Origin of the sequence: Pseudomonas sp. R9.37, assembly GCF_963878885.1 — a bacterium.
Lineage (GTDB): Bacteria > Pseudomonadota > Gammaproteobacteria > Pseudomonadales > Pseudomonadaceae > Aquipseudomonas.
The window spans coordinates 27036-44482 of the sequence record NZ_CAWNZA010000013.1 but is presented as its reverse complement, the minus strand read 5'-3'; the positions used below and the strand labels follow the sequence as shown (position 1 = coordinate 44482).

Genomic DNA, 17447 nt, shown 5'->3' with positions numbered 1-17447 from the left:
CGCAGGCACGCCAGCGCCCATAGGGGTTATGCGGCGTGCAGACAGTTCAGCGCGCGGTCGGCCAAGGTTTTGGCGTTGTTGATCAGGCGTTCGGTGGCGCTCGCCATGTCGCGTTCATGGCCGAGCAGCGTTTGCGTGGTGCCGGCCGCGGTGGCGGCGGCGCAGCGCAGCAGGTCGCAGATTTGGGCCAGGGCGTCTTCGAAGCTGAGGTCGTGATGCGCGACGAAGGACGGCAGTGAATCGGGTTGCAAGTAGTGGCGCAGGGCACGCTCAAAAATTTCGCGGGGTGGGTCGGGGACGATTTTGTTCATGAATGAAACTCCTGGAAGATTGGGAGCCATTCTTTTGCAGATCTCACTCGACAAAAGGTGGCAGCTATGTGCGGGGTGAGATAACCGGTAGGAGCACCCGGCCAGACCGAAGTCTGCCCGCACACAGCCGCCATAGAGCATATTGCTCGCGGTTGTGACACTTGGCGCCTACACAGGATCTCACCCCTGATCGCTGATATGCAGCGACGGAGCGAAGGCTAGCCAGTGAGGTGGGCAGGCGCAAGGCCGAAGGATTGTCTAGGAAACTTCCCGCGAATTAAAGGGATGTGGATTGCTGGCCTTTAACAATGCGTGTCGATCAGGTGGCAGTGATCTACCGTGGGGGCGGGGGGTTGAGTACATATCCGGTGCTGCGGTTACGGCCACTTAGGGTTCCGCTCTTACAGCGGGTCACTTTTGGCAAACGCCCCAAAAGTAACCAAAAGGTCTTTGCCCCACCACTCGGTGCCTCGCTTAGGCTCGGCATGCCCTCACTCCGGCTTAAATCCGTGGGCCGCCGCGACGGGCCATCCATGGCCCAACGCGGCTAACCCGGCGTCCTGCCGGGTTACCCACGGATTCAAGCCTGCGTTCGGCCAGCGTGGTTGACGGGGCCTGTCAGATCAAAGTCAAAAGCAGAGCACGGCGGCCTGAAAGCCGACCTGAGTGGTAGAAGCAAAAGCAGGGCAACAGCACAGCAACACATCTTTGTCTGATGTACTGAGCTCCAAATGTGGGAGCGGGCTTGCTCGCGAAGGCGGTGTGTCAGTTAGCCCATGTGTAGCTGACACACCGCCTTCGCGAGCAAGCCCGCTCCCACAAGTTGATCAAGTGCAGCCTCCACCACCGCACTGCTTTTGCTTTTCTGTGGGAGCTGGCTTGCCTGCGATGCAGACAACTCGGTCCATCAGGCCCACCGGGTTGATGCCATCGCAGGCAAGCCAGCTCCCACGCATCCAAGATCAGGCCGCCTCGTTTGCGCTTTTGATCTAACCACTCAGGTCGGCTACTAGGCCGCCGTGCTCTGCTTTTGATCTTGATCTGCTTTTGACTTTGACCTTAGGCGCCCCGTTAAACCACGCTGGCCGAACGCAGGCTTGAATCCGTGGGTAACCCGGCAGGACGCCGGGTTAGCCGCGTTGGGCCATGGATGGCCCATCGCGGCGGCCCACGGATTCAAGCCTTCGTTCGGGCACACCGAGCCTAGGCGAGGTGCCGAGTGGTGGGGCAAGAGCCTTTTGGTTACTTTTGGGCTCTTTTCAAAAGTGACCCGCTGTAAGAGCGGAACCGATATCAGCCATCACCCAAATAACGGATATGTACCCAGCGGCGATGGCACCCCCAGGGGTTATGCGGCGTGCACGCACTCCAGCATGCGGGTCGGCCAGGGGGTAGCGGCTGCGCAGCGAAGGAGATCGCAGATCTGATTCAGGGCGTCTTCGAAGTTGAGGTCTTGATGTGGAAACTCCTGAAAATTAAAGGGATAAGGATTGCTGGCCTTAAACCAGATGAAAAAAAACGGGACTCACGCCTGTTGAGTCCCGCTTTAAGTCTTCTGCAGCTATAGAGCGACGAAGGACAACGTTCCGTTCGCCTGGTTGGCCACTAGAGCAACAAACCCGTCAGGTGTTACAGCGACGCCTGCGGGGTTGAAGAAGCCCATGTACGTGCGAACCACGGTTTGCGTCTCTGTGTTGATCACGGTAAACGTGTTATCTGCAGAGGTGACATAGCATTCCGGAACACGGGTGTTCATGGCCACGCCGTACGAATTATAAAAACCGCCCAGCACGCCTTGAATGGCGTTGGTCTGGCTGTTAAAAATCGTGATCCCTCGTGTGCCGGTCACATAAGCACGCTGGAACGGCCGGTCGTTTGGAATGAACGCTATATTTGAGCCGGTCGTGTCCCAGCCCAGGCCTGTAATGCGCGAGAGCACGCCTGCGCTGTCCGCCGGGTTGAATACATCCACTTCTCCAGGCGCCGCGACGTAAAGGAGCGTTCGCAGTGGGTTGTATTCGATCCCATACGGGTTTTTGACTGGCGTTGAGCTCAAGCGAGCCCCGGTTATCGCGTCGAGGACAGTGACAGTGGAGCCAACGCTGTCACTGACGTACAGGCGCGTAGCGCTAGGGTTGATGGCCAATCCCCATATGTAATTGAACCCCGAGAATCTCTGGATGATGCTTGCGCTGTTGATATCGACGACGCACACCGCTCTTTCAGCGGGGCCGCTGTATTGCGCCAGGTCGCCGACATACAGTTTGGTTTCATCAGGACTCAAGAGGATGCGAAACGGCTGGTTGAAACCGCTGATGGTGCGCGTCACTTTGCGCCGGGGAATATCAATCACCGAGACGGTATGGCTACCGAAGTTGGTGAGGTAGGCGGTTTGGCCATCGCGGGTGATCACCATGTAGTGTGGCTGTGAGCCCACCGCAATGCTTTCGATAATCCCCAGTTCCTGCCGAATTTGATAGCTGGTCGGCAGAAAAGCAACCGCCATCGCGGGGTCTGTGCTGCCATTGAGGGTGATCCCGCCTGTGAGGGTGATTCTGCCGGACTTGACCTGTTGCAGCCACGTGCGAAGTACGGGGATGTTTGCCAGCCCGTTGAGCGCTTCATTTGCGGTAATCGGGACTGCTCCGTTCAGCACCACCAGGTCCGCTACGCCTTCACTGCTGGCCGTGATCCAGACCCGTTGCCCCGCCGCGCTCGAAGGCCATTTTTCCATAGACAATAGGCCGTTGCCGGCGAATTTATTGAGGTCCAGGGTGCCGTTATTGGGCGTTCCGTTAATCAATGGCCGCACCAGCGGCGCTACCACTGGCGTGCCCACCACTCGGACTTGGTAGCTGCCCGACCGCACCAGCGGGCTCCCGGCGGCGGTTTGTGTTTCAAACGCCACACGAAACGTGCTACCCGCCAGTTGCCGGATCACGTTGGGGTCGACAGTGATCGTCTCTGTGCGAACGTTCCTGTCGTTCACCGGTGGCAAGGTCACAATATTGATTGACCCGTCCGGCCGGGTGATCGTCAACCTCACCACGACCCGGTTAGGGGGAGCAGGCGCGATGGCAGCGCGCGGCAGCCCGGTGACCACTACGGTGAAGATCGCGTTGCTTTGAGTGTCGAGATCCACCAGGGCGGACTCTATCCCGTTGACGTTAAACAGCGGGTAGGGGAGCAGCCGGGTGTCCAGCTCACTCTCCAGCGTGACGGGCCTTGAATAGATGTATTTCGCCCCGAGCCCACCGGATACGTTTTTCACCACATCGGTGACCTGGAAGGAGACTTCAACGGGGCCGGACTGGCTGATGCGAGCGAAGATATCCGACGGAACATACACGCGAAACGGCCCAGGCCCGGCGGCCTCGGCGGGGCTCAAGGTGTGCGTGACGAACACCCCTCCCACGGAAATATCAATGGTGTCGTTCTTGCGGGCGTTTTCGTATTTGTCAATCAGGCACCACATCCCGGCCGCGGCGACGTCTGGGTCAATCACCGAACCTTCGGGAAGGTTTTCAATGCGCATGTTCAAGCCACTGAGCCACGTATCCCCGAGCACGCGGTCGATGCCGCCGGGCAAGGTGGTCTTGATCAAAACCGTCTGGGGCTCTGAGCGACTTTCCTGCCCGCTGCCGGCCCGCTGTACCCTGGCAAACAGGGAAACTTCGCCATCGCGCAGGGTTGTACCGGTGATATTCAGATCGTAACTGGGGCGGATCGCCCTGACGAAGTCTGCGGCCACTTGCGCGTTGTTTATGTAAATCGAGTGGTTGTCGTTTATGGACAGCGTGTGCCAGGCGTTCGTGGTAATGCGAGTGGTCGGCAGTACTTGGCGTTGCCCCCAGCCTACGACGGCTGTTTCGGGATACAGCGTGTTGGGCAGTGCAGGGTCATCGGGATCACGTAACGGGACGTGCTGGAAGGCTGAATAAGGTAAATCAGTGAGCAAATCATAGGTACCAGGCACGGTAGACATAGCTAACACCTCGCAGGGTTGAGGCGCGCGGTTACCGCGCGACAAGCAAGGTGAATAAAACGCTTCTAGCACTGAGCGAATCTACTGTCAGAATTGACAGTGACGACTAACGGTTGCGGGGGCCGTTGCCTTGCGGGTGCTGGATCGGCCGACCCCGCACGGACTTATTTCGGATACAACGGCGGCAAGCTGGTGGTATCCGTCGCCGGGTCTTGCTCTCGCTCGGCAACCGGGATGGCCTTGACCGCACGCCAAAGGTCTTCACCCAACCAGAAATGGCCACTTTCGCTGTAGAGCGCACCATTCAACCCGTCCAGCGCATCGGACAACGGCACAAACCGCGCCGCCATGTCGGCCAACGTCTCCGGTTGTTGCCGTGCCCAGGCATCCAGCGCCTGGCGCGTGGCCTGCGGGTCGTTGGCCTGGGTTGCGCGCTTGAGGTCGTCGAGCAGTGAGCGCGGGCTCGGGCCCGTCTGAGCGGCCCGTTGCACGGCCGGTTGCCGACGCGCACGCCACCACAGGCCGAAGCCCAGCAGCGTGGTGCAGGCGAAGATCAACGTGCTGAGCTGCCACAGCCACAGGCGGTCATCGTCTGGCGCGGTGATCACGGTCGGCGTGGCGGGGGTGTCGACCACCAGGCTCGGGTTGGTCGCCACCTGCAGCGTGCGGGCAGGCAGGCTGCTGCGCTCAAGGTGGTCTTCGTGGGTGTTCCACCACACCACTTCGATGGCAGGCAATTCGATGGCGCCGGCGCGGGTCGGCACCAGGGCTTCGCGGTCTTCGCGGCTGGCGGTCAGGCCGTGGTCGTTGTTCTGGTTGCCCAGCACCGGCTGGTCGGGGTAGCGGCGCAGGCCATTGATGTCGGTGCTGGGCAGGGCCGGCAGCTGTGCGCTGGACAACCCTTCGGCCTTGACCGTGAGGCTGCGGGTCAGCGAGTCGCCGACTTGCACGTGCTCAGGCTCTGGGTTCCAGGCTTGCGTCAGGCTGAGGCTGCGGGCCGGTATCCACGGCGCGTCGGCCGGGTACAGCGCCGGCTTGGGTTTGACCGTCAGCGCAATTTCGGCTGAGCTGACGTGAATCAGCTTGCCCGGCTTGGTGCCCTGCAGCGTGTTTTCCTGCGGCGGGCGCGATTCCACCAGCGTGGCGCTGAAAGTCTGCGCCGGGATCACCAAGGCGCCGCTGTGCTGCGGGTAGATCGCATAGCGGGTTTCGATCACGCCATGGCGAATGCTGTTGATGACTTTTTCATAGGTGCGCGACTCGCCCAATTGCTCGATGCGCGCATCGGGAATCTGCAACGGCGTGAGGCTGCTGTCGTCGTACAGCGACACCGAGTGGTACACGCGCACGGTCAGCAGCGCCTGGGCCTGGACATACACGCTGCTCTGGTCGAGGTTGGCTTCGATGAATACCGGGGCCAGCTCGGCGCTGGTGTTCTGGCTTGCGGTTTCGACCACTTGCAGGCTGATCGGCTGGGTCTTGAGTTCGCCCACTTGCAGCGGCGGAATCACCACGGTGCCGTTTTCCTTGGGCAGCAGGGTGATGATCCAGCGCGTGGTGGCGTGATTGTCGCCGCCCAGGGTGGTCAGTTGGTTGATCTGGCGAGTGCCGCTGACTTCAAACTGCGCATCCAGCGGCGCCAGGTCCGGCTTGCCGAATTGGGTGACGTCGCTGGACTCGACTGTCAGCTCCACCGTTTCCCCGGAATTGAGGCGGCTGCGGTCGACGCTGGCGACCAGGTTCGCCGCCTGGGCGTGGCCTGCCGTTAACGCGAGCAGGAGCAGAAGGGTGGTGCGGCGGCTCATCGAGTCTTGTCCTGATGTTGTTGCTGTTCGTACCAGAATTTGCGCCGCAGCAGTTCGCCGGGGTTGTCCGGAATTTCCCGCAGCCATTGCTCCAGGGCCTGACGATGCTCGCCGTCGATGCTGGCATCGGCGGGGCGCAGCGGCGGGGTGGTGGTGTGTTCGTCGCCCAGTTCGCTGCCCGGTACGTCGTTGCCGCCAGCTTTGGGCGTGCCACCGGTCTGGGTATCGCCGGTGCCGGCCTCGCCCTGACCTTGGGGCGACTGTTCTCCACCCGTGGCACTTTGCCCGCTCGTGCCCGGTTGCGCAGTTTGGCCGGGTTGGGTGGTTTCGTCATCTTCCTTTTTTGCCGGCTTGGCGGGCTCCGGCTGGGCCTTTTCCTGAATCAGAGTTTCGACCAGCGCTTTGTTTTTCAACGCCGGTTGCAGGTCAGGTTGGGCTTCCAGCGCCTGTTCGTAGGCATCAATCGCGGCTTCCAGTTCGCCGGACTTGGCCAGGGCATTGCCGCGGTTGTAGTGGGAATAGGCGTCATTGCTCAGCGCAAAACGCTTGATCGCCTCGGCGTAATTACCCGCCTCGTACAGGGCAACGCCCTGCCATTGCGGGTTTTCGAAGTGTTCGGCGGCTTCGGCCGGGCGTTTTTTCTTCAGCAGGTATTGGCCCTGTTGGTCGGGACGCAGCCACAGGTCCTGAAAATCGAAGGCATAGCTGGGCTGCGGCGCGCCCATTAACAGCAACGGCAGGCAGAACAGCCAGCCGCGGCGCCCGGCGCAGGCCGCGAGCAACAACAGTGGCAGCAGCAGCCAGTAACCCTGATCGGCCCACGTGTCGAGGTGCAATAACTGGCCGTCGTTGCGCAGGGTCTGCGGGCCGTCGAGCAAGTTGAGTTGGCGCAGGTCCTTGTCGTCCAGGCGCGCGGCGCGGTAGCGACCGCCCATTTCGCTGGCAAACGCCTTGAGGGTTGGGCTGTCGAGGCGCGGCACCAGAATCGCGCCCTGGTCGTCCTTGAGGAACTCGCCGCTCTCCTGGGTCACCGGCGTGCCTTCGCGGCTGCCGATGCCGAGGATCGACAACGTCGGCGCCTGCGCCCCTTGCAGCTGCAGCCGAATGCCCTGGCGTTCCTGCTTGGACAGCGATGAGCCCACCAACAACAGGCGCCCTTGGCCGAGGCCGCCCTGCTTGAGCAAACCCAGGGCTTTCTCCACGGCGAGGTCGGCGCGATGGCCGGGCTCGGGCATGATCGAGGGGCGCAGGGCTTCGAGCAGGTTGCGGCTGGTGCCCAAGTCATCCGACAGCGGCACCAGCGTGTGGGCGCTGCCGGCATACACGACGATGGCGGTCGGTGCATCGGCGCGTGCTTGCAGCAAGTCATAGAGCTTGCGCCGGGCTTGTTCGAGGCGATTGGGCGGGCTGTCGGTGGCGAGCATTTCCGGGGTCAATTCCAGCAACACCACCAGCGGGTCGGCGGGTTTCTGGCTGGACTGTTCAACCCGTTGCCAGCCGGGGCCAAGCAACGCCAACACGGCCAGCAGCCAGGCGATGCCCAGCACCACCCACGGCGATTTGCTCTCGCGGCCATTGCCGCCACTGAGCAGTACCGCATGAAATGCCGGCGGCAAAATTATCTGCCAGCGCCCGGCGCGCTTTTGCCGATGCCACAGCTGCCACAGCAGCCAGCCGAGCAACGGCAACAGCAACACCCACCAAGGGCGGAACCAGTGCGGCCACAGGTCGATCATCGACGCCTCCGCAAACGCAGGCGTTTGAGGCGCTGGCGCCATTCAGGGTGCTGTTGCAGGAAATTGCCCTTGGTCGAGAGTTTATGCAAGGCGCGTTGCAGCGCGTTGTTGGGCCAGCGTTCCTGGATCACCAGCAACATGCTCAGAACCAGCGCAAGGGCCAATGGCGCGCTGTACAGCGCCTGGGCCGGACGCGCCTGGGTCGGTTGCTGGGCAACGGGCTCAAGCTGGTCGAGGGTTTGCTTGATCTTGAGCAACTCGTCGCCGTCGCGGGCGCGGAAATAGCGGCCACCGGTGGCGTCGGCGATGGCCTTCAACGCGGGCTCGTCGAGGTCCAGGCTCGGGTTGACGCCCAGAATGCCCAGGGAACCGGTTTGCGCCGGATCGGCGCCAATGCCGATCGGGTAAATCTTCACGCCTTCTTCAGCGGCCAGGCGCGCGGCGGTCAGCGGGTCGATCTGGCCGGCGTTATTGGCGCCGTCGGTGACCAGAATCAGCACGCGGCTTTGCGCCGGGCGCTGGCGCAGGCGTTTCAGGGCCAGGCCGATTGCGTCGCCGATGGCGGTGTTTTTGCCGGCGATACCGATGCGCGCTTCGTCGAGCCAGGTGCGCACGGTGCGCCGGTCAAAGGTTAGCGGTGCCTGCAGGTAGGCCTGGCTGCCAAACAGGATCAGGCCGACGCGGTCGCCTTCACGGCTTTCAAGGAAGTCGCCGAGCAAGTGTTGCACCAGGCTCAAGCGGCTGACGTCCTCGTCCTGCCAGTGCATGTCGGGGAAGTCCATCGAACCGGACACGTCCACCGCCACCAGCAGGTCGCGGCCGCTGGCGGCAATCGGCAGCGGCTCGCCGAGCCATTCCGGGCGCGCGGCGGCGGTCAACAGCAGCAACCACATCACCACAAACGGCGCCTGCTGGCGCCAGCCGGGCAGGTTGACGCGTGCGCGACGGCGGGCCAGGCCTTCGAGGTCGGCGAGGTAGCTGACTTTTAACGCCGGCTCACCGCTGTCGGCCACCGGCAAGACAAGCCGCATCAACCAGGGCAATGGCAACAGGGCGAAGATCCACGGCCAGGCGAACTCAAACATGTTTGCGAATCCAGGTGTCGACGGCTTGGGTCAGGCCGGCGATGGCCTTGTCGTCGAGTTTGCATTCGGGTTTGTAAGCGCCTTCTACCAGGACCATCCAGCGCGTGAGGCCGGCAGCCGGGCAGCGGTTGTCGAGGAACGCCAGCCATTTGCGGCCATTGAGGGTGTGGCTCTGGCTGTAGGGGTAGTCGTTGCGGCACAGGCGCTTGAGCAGGCCGTTGAGTTGCTGCAGCCAGGCACCGGCGGGCGCGCCGTCGTAGGGTTTGGGCATCAACGCCAGCTCGGCGAGGGCGGCGATGCGCAGTGGGTCCAGCGGTTGTTCGGCGCGGGCCACCGGGCGGCGCTTGGGCAGGAAACGGCGCAGCGACCACAGCCCCCAGCCAAACAGCGGAATCACCAGCAGCAACAGCCACCACCCTGGCGCAGGCGGCCAGAAACCGATTGCCGGCGGGGCGATCAAAGGTTGCAGTTGGTCGAGGCTGCTCATTGCTTTTTAACCGGGCGTTGCGGGTTGAGGTATTCGCGCAGTTGCTCGACCATTTCGCTTTGCGTGCTCAACGGCATCAGCAGGATTCGCAGCTTTTGCGCCAGCAGCTCCCAACGCGCGATGCGGGCTTCGGCCTGGGCTTTGTAGGCCTGGCGCAAGTCGAAGTTCAGCGTGTCGAGTTCCAGTTGTGCGCCCCGCTCGGCAAAACGTAACAGGCCGGCGGCGGGCAGGGCGTGGTCCAGCGGGTCTGAAATCGGCAACAGCAGCAGGTCGCAGTGCCGAGACAGCAGGCTGAGTTGTTGCTCTGCGCCTTCGGTCAGCGCGCGCTCGTCGCAGATCACAATCACCAGGCTGCCTGGGCGCAGCACTTCGCGGCCACGGCGCAGCGCCATGCCCAACGCGTCGGCTTCGGGGCGGCTCTCGGTGTTGAGGCTCTGGTTGACGCGCACCAGGCGGTTGAGCAGTTGCAACAAGCTTTGTTTGCTGCGCCGGGGTTTGATTTCGTAGTGTTCGTTGTCGCCAAACACCAGCCCGCCGACGCGGTCGTTATGGCCCAGCGCTGCCCAGCCAATCAGGCTGGCGGCTTGCGCGGCGAGCACTGACTTGAACATTTGGCCAGAGCCGAAAAACAGCCGGCAACTTTGCTCAACCATGATGAAAATCGGGCGTTCGCGCTCTTCGTGGAACAGTTTGGTGTGCGGCTCCTGGGTGCGCGCCGTGACGCGCCAGTCGATGGTGCGCACGTCGTCGCCGGCCTGGTACACGCGCACCTGGTCGAAGTCGACGCCACGCCCACGCAGCTTGGAATGGTGCAGGCCGATCAGCGGGCTGCGCTGGCTCGGCGTGGAAAACAGCTGCACTTCGCGCACGCGGTGGCGCATCTCAATCAATTCGCTGAGTGTGACGCGGATGCCATCGCCTGCGTTCATGGGGTTCAAGCGACGGCAACGACGTCGAGAATGCGTTGCACCACACGGTCCTGGTCGATGCCGGCCGCTTCCGCTTCGAACGACAGGATGATGCGATGGCGCAGCACGTCGAACAGCACCGCCTGGATGTCTTCCGGGCTCACAAAGTCGCGCCCGGCCAGCCAGGCGTGAGCACGCGCGCAACGGTCGAGGGCGATGGAGCCACGCGGGCTGGCGCCGTAGGCGATCCACTCGGCCATCTCCGGGTCGAACTTGGCCGGGGTGCGGGTGGCCATGACCAGCTGCACCAGGTATTCCTCCACCGCGTCGGCCATGTACAGGCCAAGGATTTCCTTGCGCGCCGCGAAGATCGCCTGCTGGCTGACGCGGCGCTCGGGTTTGGTTTCACCGTTGAGGGCTTCGCCGCGGGCTTGTTGCAGGATGCGCCGTTCGACGGCGGCGTCCGGGAAGCCGATCTTGACGTGCATCAGGAAACGGTCGAGCTGGGCTTCGGGCAGTGGGTAGGTGCCTTCCTGCTCGATGGGGTTTTGCGTGGCCATCACCAGAAACAGCGGCGACAGGTCGTACGTGCTGCGGCCCACGCTGACCTGGCGCTCGGCCATGGCCTCGAGCAATGCCGACTGCACCTTGGCCGGTGCGCGGTTGATTTCGTCCGCCAGCACCAGGTTGTGAAAGATCGGCCCCTGCTGGAACACGAAACTGCCGGTTTCCGGGCGATAGATCTCGGTGCCCGTGATGTCGGCGGGCAGCAGGTCGGGGGTGAACTGGATACGATGGAACTGCGCTTCGATGCCTTCAGCCAACTCTTTGATGGCCTTGGTCTTGGCCAGGCCCGGTGCGCCTTCGACGAGCATGTGGCCGTCGGCCAGCAGGGCGATCAGCAGGCGATCAATGAGTTTTTCCTGGCCGAGAATCTGCGTAGAAAGAAAAGTTCGCAGCGCGAGCAGCGCTTCACGATGTTCCATCGATGACGGTTCCTGGAGAGATGAGGCCGGGCGTTGATAAAAACGCCGGGCCTGGGGCGCTTACTTTAATGCATCGAGGGGGGTGGCGACTAACGGCGTGACGGGTATTTTTGGCAAATCTTGTAGGAAATTTGTATGGGAACGGCGGCAATGTAGGAGGGGGCTTGCCCCCGATAGCGGTGCATCAGTTTATACATCTATAACTGATCGACTGCTATCGGGGGCAAGCCCCCTCCCATATTTGATCGTTGGTGCAGCTTAGATTCGCGTGAACGTACCAGTGCCCTTAAGAATGTTCTGCAAGGTTTCCTCAACTTCAGCCAAATCCGACGCGGCGGTGCTGTGGAGAATTTCCAGATGATCCTTGCCCCCCAGCGCATCGGCATCGCCTGCAGCCAACTCCACCCGCAACGTCGTGTTGCTCAGCGTGACTTTCAGGCCATCGAGGGTCGAAGGCTCGTAATCCCAGGTCAGTTCTACTTCCTCTTCATCCGGGTAACGGGTGAGCATGAACATCTCGCCGTTTTTGCCGTGACAGCAGAGCATGGCCATGTTGTCTTCTTCTTCGTCGCACGGGGTGGCCATCAGTGCGTCAGTGTTCAGTTGCAGCATGGGAAATCCTGTCTGGGGAAGGGCGCAGCGCGCCAATTGTGCCATCGCCGCGAATTTTGTGCTGCATCGTGTGTCAGACCCAGTGCATGACCTGACGGGCAATACCAGTCATTTTCGGTGCTCGAAGGCTTGAAAACAGGCGGTTTTTCTTCGGAAAAATCCGGGTTGCTCAAGTCGCAACCCCAAGCCTGCGTACCGATGACCGAATATGTCGCAGCGTCGCAAGCAGCTGTCTTCCTACACTCGTTAAGCTGCGCAACGGATGTGCCCTGTGCCGGGAGTCTGACCTGCCCGTCGTACCGTCGCCCTGCACGATGTACATCTTATGGAAGTTGTATGTGACCTCATTGTCTTGTCCAGCTTCACCCACCTGTCACTCTGAATTCGTTACTGTAGACCGCGAACAGAGCTGACGGTCTCCCCGCAAGGGGATAACACGCGACGCTTCCATCAATAACAAGCCCAAGCGGAGTACCACAGATGGCGTTCTTCACCGCAGCCAGCAAGGCCGACTTCCAGCATCAACTGCAAGCGGCACTGGCGCAGCACATCAGTGAACAGGCACTGCCACAAGTGGCGCTGTTTGCTGAACAATTTTTCGGCATCATTTCCCTGGACGAACTGACCCAACGTCGCCTTTCCGACCTGGCCGGTTGCACCTTGTCTGCCTGGCGCCTGCTTGAGCGCTTTGATCACACCCAACCACAGGTGCGGGTCTACAACCCCGATTACGAACGTCATGGCTGGCAATCGACGCACACCGCGGTCGAAGTGCTGCACCATGACTTGCCCTTCCTGGTCGACTCGGTGCGTACCGAGCTGAACCGTCGTGGCTACAGCATTCACACCCTGCAAACCACCGTGCTCAGCGTGCGCCGTGGCAACAAGGGCGAGTTGCTGGAAATCCTGCCTAAAGGCACCCAGGGCGAAGGCATTCAGCAAGAATCGCTGATGTACCTGGAAATCGACCGCTGCGCCAATGCCGCCGAACTCAACGTGCTGAGCAAAGAGCTTGAGCAGGTGCTGGGCGAAGTGCGCGTGGCCGTGGCTGATTTCGAACCGATGAAAGCCAAGGTCCAGGACCTGCTGGCCGGTATCGACGCCAGCCAGTTCAGCATCGACGGCGAAGAAAAAGCCGAGATCAAGAACTTCCTCGAATGGCTGGTGGGCAACCACTTCACCTTCCTGGGCTATGAAGAGTTCGTGGTACGTGACGAGGCGGACGGCGGTCATATCGAATATGACGCCAATTCCTTCCTCGGACTGACCAAGCTGCTGCGTGCCGGCCTCACCGCCGAAGACCTGCGCATCGAAGACTACGCCGTGGCCTACCTGCGTGAGCCGACCGTGCTGTCGTTCGCCAAGGCTGCGCACCCAAGCCGCGTGCATCGCCCGGCGTACCCGGACTACGTGTCGATCCGCGAGATCGACGCTGACGGCAAGGTCATCAAGGAACACCGCTTCATGGGCCTCTACACCTCCTCGGTGTACGGCGAAAGCGTGCGAGTGATTCCGTACATCCGTCGCAAGGTCGCGGAAATCGAACGCCGTTCGGGTTTCCAACCCAAGGCTCACCTGGGCAAAGAGCTTGCTCAAGTGGTTGAAGTGCTGCCGCGTGACGACCTGTTCCAGACCCCGGTCGACGAACTGTTCAGCACCGTGATGTCGATCGTGCAGATCCAGGAACGCAACAAGATCCGCGTGTTCCTGCGCAAAGACCCGTACGGTCGTTTCTGCTACTGCCTGGCCTACGTGCCGCGCGACATCTATTCCACCGAAGTGCGCCAAAAGATCCAGCAAGTGCTGATGGATCGCTTGAAAGCCTCGGACTGCGAATTCTGGACCTTCTTCTCCGAGTCCGTGCTGGCACGCGTGCAGCTGATTCTGCGGGTTGACCCCAAGAACCGCCTGGACATGGACCCGCTGCAACTGGAAAAAGAAGTGGTGCAAGCCTGCCGCAGCTGGCAGGACGACTACTCCAGCCTTGTGGTCGAAAGCTTCGGCGAAGCCCAGGGCACCAATGTGCTGGCGGACTTCCCGAAAGGCTTCCCGGCCGGCTACCGCGAGCGTTTTGCCGCGCATTCGGCCGTGGTCGACATGCAGCACCTGAACAGCCTGACCGAAGCCAACCCGCTGGTGATGAGCTTCTACCAGCCGCTGGGCCAGGTCTCCGGCCAGCGCGAGCTGCATTGCAAGCTCTACCACGCTGACACGCCGCTGGCACTGTCCGACGTGCTGCCGATCCTGGAAAACCTTGGCCTGCGCGTGCTGGGTGAATTCCCGTACCGCCTGCGCCATGCCAATGGCCGCGAGTTCTGGATTCACGATTTCGCCTTTATCGCCGCCGAAGGCGTGAACCTCGATATTCAGCAGCTCAACGACACCCTGCAGGACGCGTTTGTGCACATCGTGCACGGCGATGCCGAAAACGATGCGTTCAACCGCCTGGTACTGACTGCCGGCCTGCCATGGCGCGACGTGGCGCTGCTGCGTGCCTATGCGCGTTACTTGAAGCAGATCCGCCTGGGCTTCGACCTGGGTTACATCGCCAGTACCCTGAATAACCACACCGACATCGCCCGCGAGTTGACCCGGTTGTTCAAGACGCGCTTCTACCTGGCGCGCAAGCTCACCGCCGATGACCTGGAAGACAAGCAGCAACGCCTGGAACAAGCGATTCTGACTGCCCTGGACGACGTTCAGGTGCTCAACGAAGACCGCATCCTGCGTCGCTACCTGGACCTGATCAAGGCCACCCTGCGGACCAACTTCTACCAGACCGACGCCAACGGCCAGAACAAGTCGTACTTCAGCTTCAAGTTCGACCCGCGCGCGATTCCTGAGCTGCCCAAGCCGGTGCCGAAGTTTGAAATCTTCGTGTACTCGCCGCGTGTTGAAGGCGTGCACCTGCGCTTTGGCAACGTGGCACGTGGCGGCCTGCGCTGGTCCGACCGTGAAGAAGACTTCCGTACCGAAGTGCTCGGCCTGGTAAAAGCCCAGCAAGTGAAAAACTCGGTGATCGTGCCCGTGGGCGCGAAGGGCGGCTTCCTGCCGCGTCGCCTGCCATTGGGCGGCACCCGCGACGAAATCGCGGCCGAGGGCATCGCCTGCTACCGCATCTTCATCTCGGGCCTGTTGGACATCACCGACAACCTGAAAGACGGCGCCCTGGTGCCGCCGGCCAACGTCGTGCGTCATGACGACGATGACCCGTACCTGGTCGTGGCAGCGGACAAGGGCACTGCGACCTTCTCCGACATCGCCAACGGCATCGCCATCGACTACGGCTTCTGGCTGGGCGACGCGTTCGCTTCCGGTGGTTCGGCCGGTTACGACCACAAGAAAATGGGCATCACCGCCAAGGGCGCGTGGGTGGGTGTGCAGCGTCACTTCCGTGAGCGCGGCATCAACGTGCAGGAAGACAGCATCACGGTGGTCGGCGTCGGCGACATGGCCGGTGACGTGTTCGGTAACGGCTTGCTCATGTCCGACAAGCTGCAACTGGTCGCGGCCTTCAACCACCTGCACATCTTCATCGATCCAAACCCGAACCCGGCGACCAGCTTCGTCGAGCGCAAGCGTTTGTTCGAGCTGCCGCGTTCGGCCTGGACCGACTACGACACCAGCATCATGTCCGAAGGCGGCGGTATCTTCTCACGCAGCGCGAAAAGCATTGCCATCTCGCCACAGATGAAAGAACGCTTCGACATCCAGGCCGACAAGCTGACCCCGACCGAGCTGCTGAACGCCTTGCTCAAGGCGCCGGTAGACCTGTTGTGGAACGGCGGCATCGGCACTTACGTCAAGGCCAGCACCGAAAGCCATGCCGACGTGGGCGACAAGGCCAACGACGCTTTGCGTGTCAACGGCAACGAGCTGCGCTGCAAAGTAGTGGGCGAGGGCGGTAACCTCGGCATGACCCAACTGGGCCGTGTGGAATTCGGTCTCAATGGCGGCGGTTCCAACACCGACTTCATCGACAACGCCGGTGGCGTGGACTGCTCCGACCACGAAGTGAACATCAAGATCCTGCTCAACGAAGTGGTGCAGGCCGGTGACATGACCGACAAGCAGCGCAACCAGCTGCTGGCGAGCATGACCGACGAAGTCGGCAACCTGGTGTTGGGCAACAACTACAAGCAGACCCAGGCCCTGTCCCTGGCTGCGCGGCGTGCCTACGAGCGTGCTGCCGAGTACAAGCGTCTGATGAGCGACCTGGAAGGCCGTGGCAAGCTGGACCGCGCCATCGAGTACCTGCCGACCGAGGAGCAGCTCACCGAGCGCGCCTCCAACGGCAAGGGCCTGACCCGTCCGGAGCTGTCGGTGTTGATCTCCTACAGCAAGATCGACCTCAAGGAAGCCCTGCTCAAGTCGCTGGTGCCGGATGACGACTACCTGACCCGAGACATGGAGACCGCGTTCCCGCCGAGCCTGGTCGCCAAGTTCGGCGAAGCCATGCGTCGCCACCGCCTCAAGCGCGAGATCGTCAGCACCCAGATCGCCAATGACCTGGTCAACCACATGGGCATCACCTTCGTGCAGCGGCTCAAAGAGTCGACCGGCATGAGCCCGGCGAACGTGGCCGGTGCCTACGTGATCGTGCGTGACATCTTCCATCTCCCGCACTGGTTCCGTCAGATCGAAGCCCTGGACCACCAGGTTTCCGCTGACGTGCAACTGGAGTTGATGGACGAGCTGATGCGTCTGGGCCGCCGTGCCACGCGCTGGTTCCTGCGCAGCCGTCGCAACGAGCAGGATGCTGGCCGTGACACCGCGCACTTCGGTCCGCACCTGGCAGCGCTGGGCCTCAAGCTCGACGAACTGCTGGAAGGCCCGACCCGTGAAGGCTGGCAGAACCGCTACCAGGCCTACACCGAAGCGGGTGTGCCAGAGTTGTTGGCGCGCATGGTTGCAGGCACGACTCACCTGTACACCCTGCTGCCAATCATCGAAGCCGCCGACGTGACCGGGCATGACGCCGCCGAAGTGGCCAAGGCCTACTTCGCCGTCGGCAGCGCCCTGGACTTGCCATGGTACCTGCAGCAGATCAGCGATCTGCCGGTGGCCAACAACTGGCAGGCCGCGGCCCGCGAAGCCTTCCGCGATGACGTGGACTGGCAGCAACGCGCGATCACCATCGCTGTTCTGCAAATGGCCGACGCGCCACACGACATGGAAGCCCGTGTGGCCCTGTGGCTTGAGCAGCATCAGGACATGGCTGATCGCTGGCGCGCCATGATGGTGGAAATTCGTGCTGCGGTCGGCACGGACTACGCCATGTATGCAGTCGCCAACCGTGAACTGCTGGACCTGGCGTTGAGCGGTCAGTCGGTGCTGCAACCGGCTTGATCCTGCGGTAAAACAAAAGCCCCCGTCTCGCAAGAGACGGGGGCTTTTTGTTTCGCCACGCCTTACCAGACACCCTGGGTCACGTGTGGGAGCTGGCTTGCCTGCGATGGCGGTCTTTGAGTGAAAGCTGTGCGAACTGACCCACCGCTATCGCAGGCAAGCCAGCTCCCACAATTGGATCTT

The 17447-nt window shown here is 61.9% G+C and carries 10 protein-coding genes; 1 reads left to right on the top strand and 9 read right to left on the bottom strand.

Annotated elements, in window-relative coordinates; translation table 11 throughout:
* Positions 1-26 precede the first annotated feature (26 nt).
* From AACU78_RS10780 to AACU78_RS10740, 9 genes are all read right to left on the bottom strand, one after another.
* A complete protein-coding gene (locus AACU78_RS10780) occupies positions 27-311 on the bottom strand; it encodes a DUF6124 family protein (protein ID WP_177410143.1) in 285 nt (94 codons plus the stop codon).
* A 1561-nt stretch (positions 312-1872) separates the two neighbouring features.
* Positions 1873-4296: a YncE family protein gene (locus AACU78_RS10775; RefSeq protein ID WP_106580494.1), complete on the bottom strand. Its 2424-nt coding sequence runs from the start codon at positions 4294-4296 to the stop codon at positions 1873-1875.
* A 164-nt stretch (positions 4297-4460) separates the two neighbouring features.
* Positions 4461-6101, bottom strand: a complete 1641-nt coding sequence (locus tag AACU78_RS10770) for a BatD family protein (RefSeq protein WP_106580493.1) — start codon at positions 6099-6101, stop codon at positions 4461-4463.
* On the bottom strand, positions 6098-7837 hold the full coding sequence (locus tag AACU78_RS10765; protein WP_106580492.1) for a tetratricopeptide repeat protein: 1740 nt from the start codon (positions 7835-7837) through the stop codon (positions 6098-6100). Before AACU78_RS10765 ends, AACU78_RS10770 begins: the two co-directional genes overlap by 4 nt.
* Positions 7834-8922 carry a vWA domain-containing protein gene (locus AACU78_RS10760; protein WP_106580491.1) on the bottom strand — a complete coding sequence of 363 codons (1089 nt, stop codon included), beginning with the start codon at positions 8920-8922 and terminating at the stop codon, positions 7834-7836. Before AACU78_RS10760 ends, AACU78_RS10765 begins: the two co-directional genes overlap by 4 nt.
* Positions 8915-9409: a DUF4381 domain-containing protein gene (locus tag AACU78_RS10755; RefSeq protein WP_106580490.1), complete on the bottom strand. Its 495-nt coding sequence runs from the start codon at positions 9407-9409 to the stop codon at positions 8915-8917. The genes AACU78_RS10760 and AACU78_RS10755 overlap by 8 nt, the downstream gene beginning before the upstream one ends.
* Positions 9406-10338, bottom strand: coding sequence for a DUF58 domain-containing protein (locus AACU78_RS10750; RefSeq protein ID WP_106580489.1), 933 nt, complete (start codon positions 10336-10338; stop codon positions 9406-9408). Before AACU78_RS10750 ends, AACU78_RS10755 begins: the two co-directional genes overlap by 4 nt.
* Positions 10339-10343: 5 nt before the next feature.
* Positions 10344-11303: an AAA family ATPase gene (locus AACU78_RS10745; protein ID WP_003174327.1), complete on the bottom strand. Its 960-nt coding sequence runs from the start codon at positions 11301-11303 to the stop codon at positions 10344-10346.
* Positions 11304-11561: 258 nt separating this feature from the next.
* Positions 11562-11915 carry a hypothetical protein gene (locus AACU78_RS10740; RefSeq protein ID WP_106580488.1) on the bottom strand — a complete coding sequence of 118 codons (354 nt, stop codon included), beginning with the start codon at positions 11913-11915 and terminating at the stop codon, positions 11562-11564.
* Positions 11916-12395: 480 nt separating this feature from the next.
* Between AACU78_RS10740 and AACU78_RS10735 the strand changes: the two genes are divergently transcribed.
* Positions 12396-17264: an NAD-glutamate dehydrogenase gene (locus AACU78_RS10735; protein WP_106580487.1), complete on the top strand. Its 4869-nt coding sequence runs from the start codon at positions 12396-12398 to the stop codon at positions 17262-17264.
* Positions 17265-17447 lie beyond the last annotated feature (183 nt).

Excerpts from the sequence above, each read along its gene's own strand:
- AACU78_RS10750 (WP_106580489.1), bottom strand. The coding sequence starts at position 10,338 with ATGAACGCAGGCGATGGCATCCGCGTCACACTCAGCGAATTGATTGAG.
- AACU78_RS10765 (WP_106580492.1), bottom strand. The coding sequence starts at position 7,837 with ATGATCGACCTGTGGCCGCACTGGTTCCGCCCTTGGTGGGTGTTGCTG.
- AACU78_RS10735 (WP_106580487.1), top strand. The coding sequence starts at position 12,396 with ATGGCGTTCTTCACCGCAGCCAGCAAGGCCGACTTCCAGCATCAACTG.
- AACU78_RS10755 (WP_106580490.1), bottom strand. The coding sequence starts at position 9,409 with ATGAGCAGCCTCGACCAACTGCAACCTTTGATCGCCCCGCCGGCAATC.
- AACU78_RS10775 (WP_106580494.1), bottom strand. The coding sequence starts at position 4,296 with ATGTCTACCGTGCCTGGTACCTATGATTTGCTCACTGATTTACCTTAT.
- AACU78_RS10760 (WP_106580491.1), bottom strand. The coding sequence starts at position 8,922 with ATGTTTGAGTTCGCCTGGCCGTGGATCTTCGCCCTGTTGCCATTGCCC.
- AACU78_RS10745 (WP_003174327.1), bottom strand. The coding sequence starts at position 11,303 with ATGGAACATCGTGAAGCGCTGCTCGCGCTGCGAACTTTTCTTTCTACG.
- AACU78_RS10780 (WP_177410143.1), bottom strand. The coding sequence starts at position 311 with ATGAACAAAATCGTCCCCGACCCACCCCGCGAAATTTTTGAGCGTGCC.
- AACU78_RS10770 (WP_106580493.1), bottom strand. The coding sequence starts at position 6,101 with ATGAGCCGCCGCACCACCCTTCTGCTCCTGCTCGCGTTAACGGCAGGC.
- AACU78_RS10740 (WP_106580488.1), bottom strand. The coding sequence starts at position 11,915 with ATGCTGCAACTGAACACTGACGCACTGATGGCCACCCCGTGCGACGAA.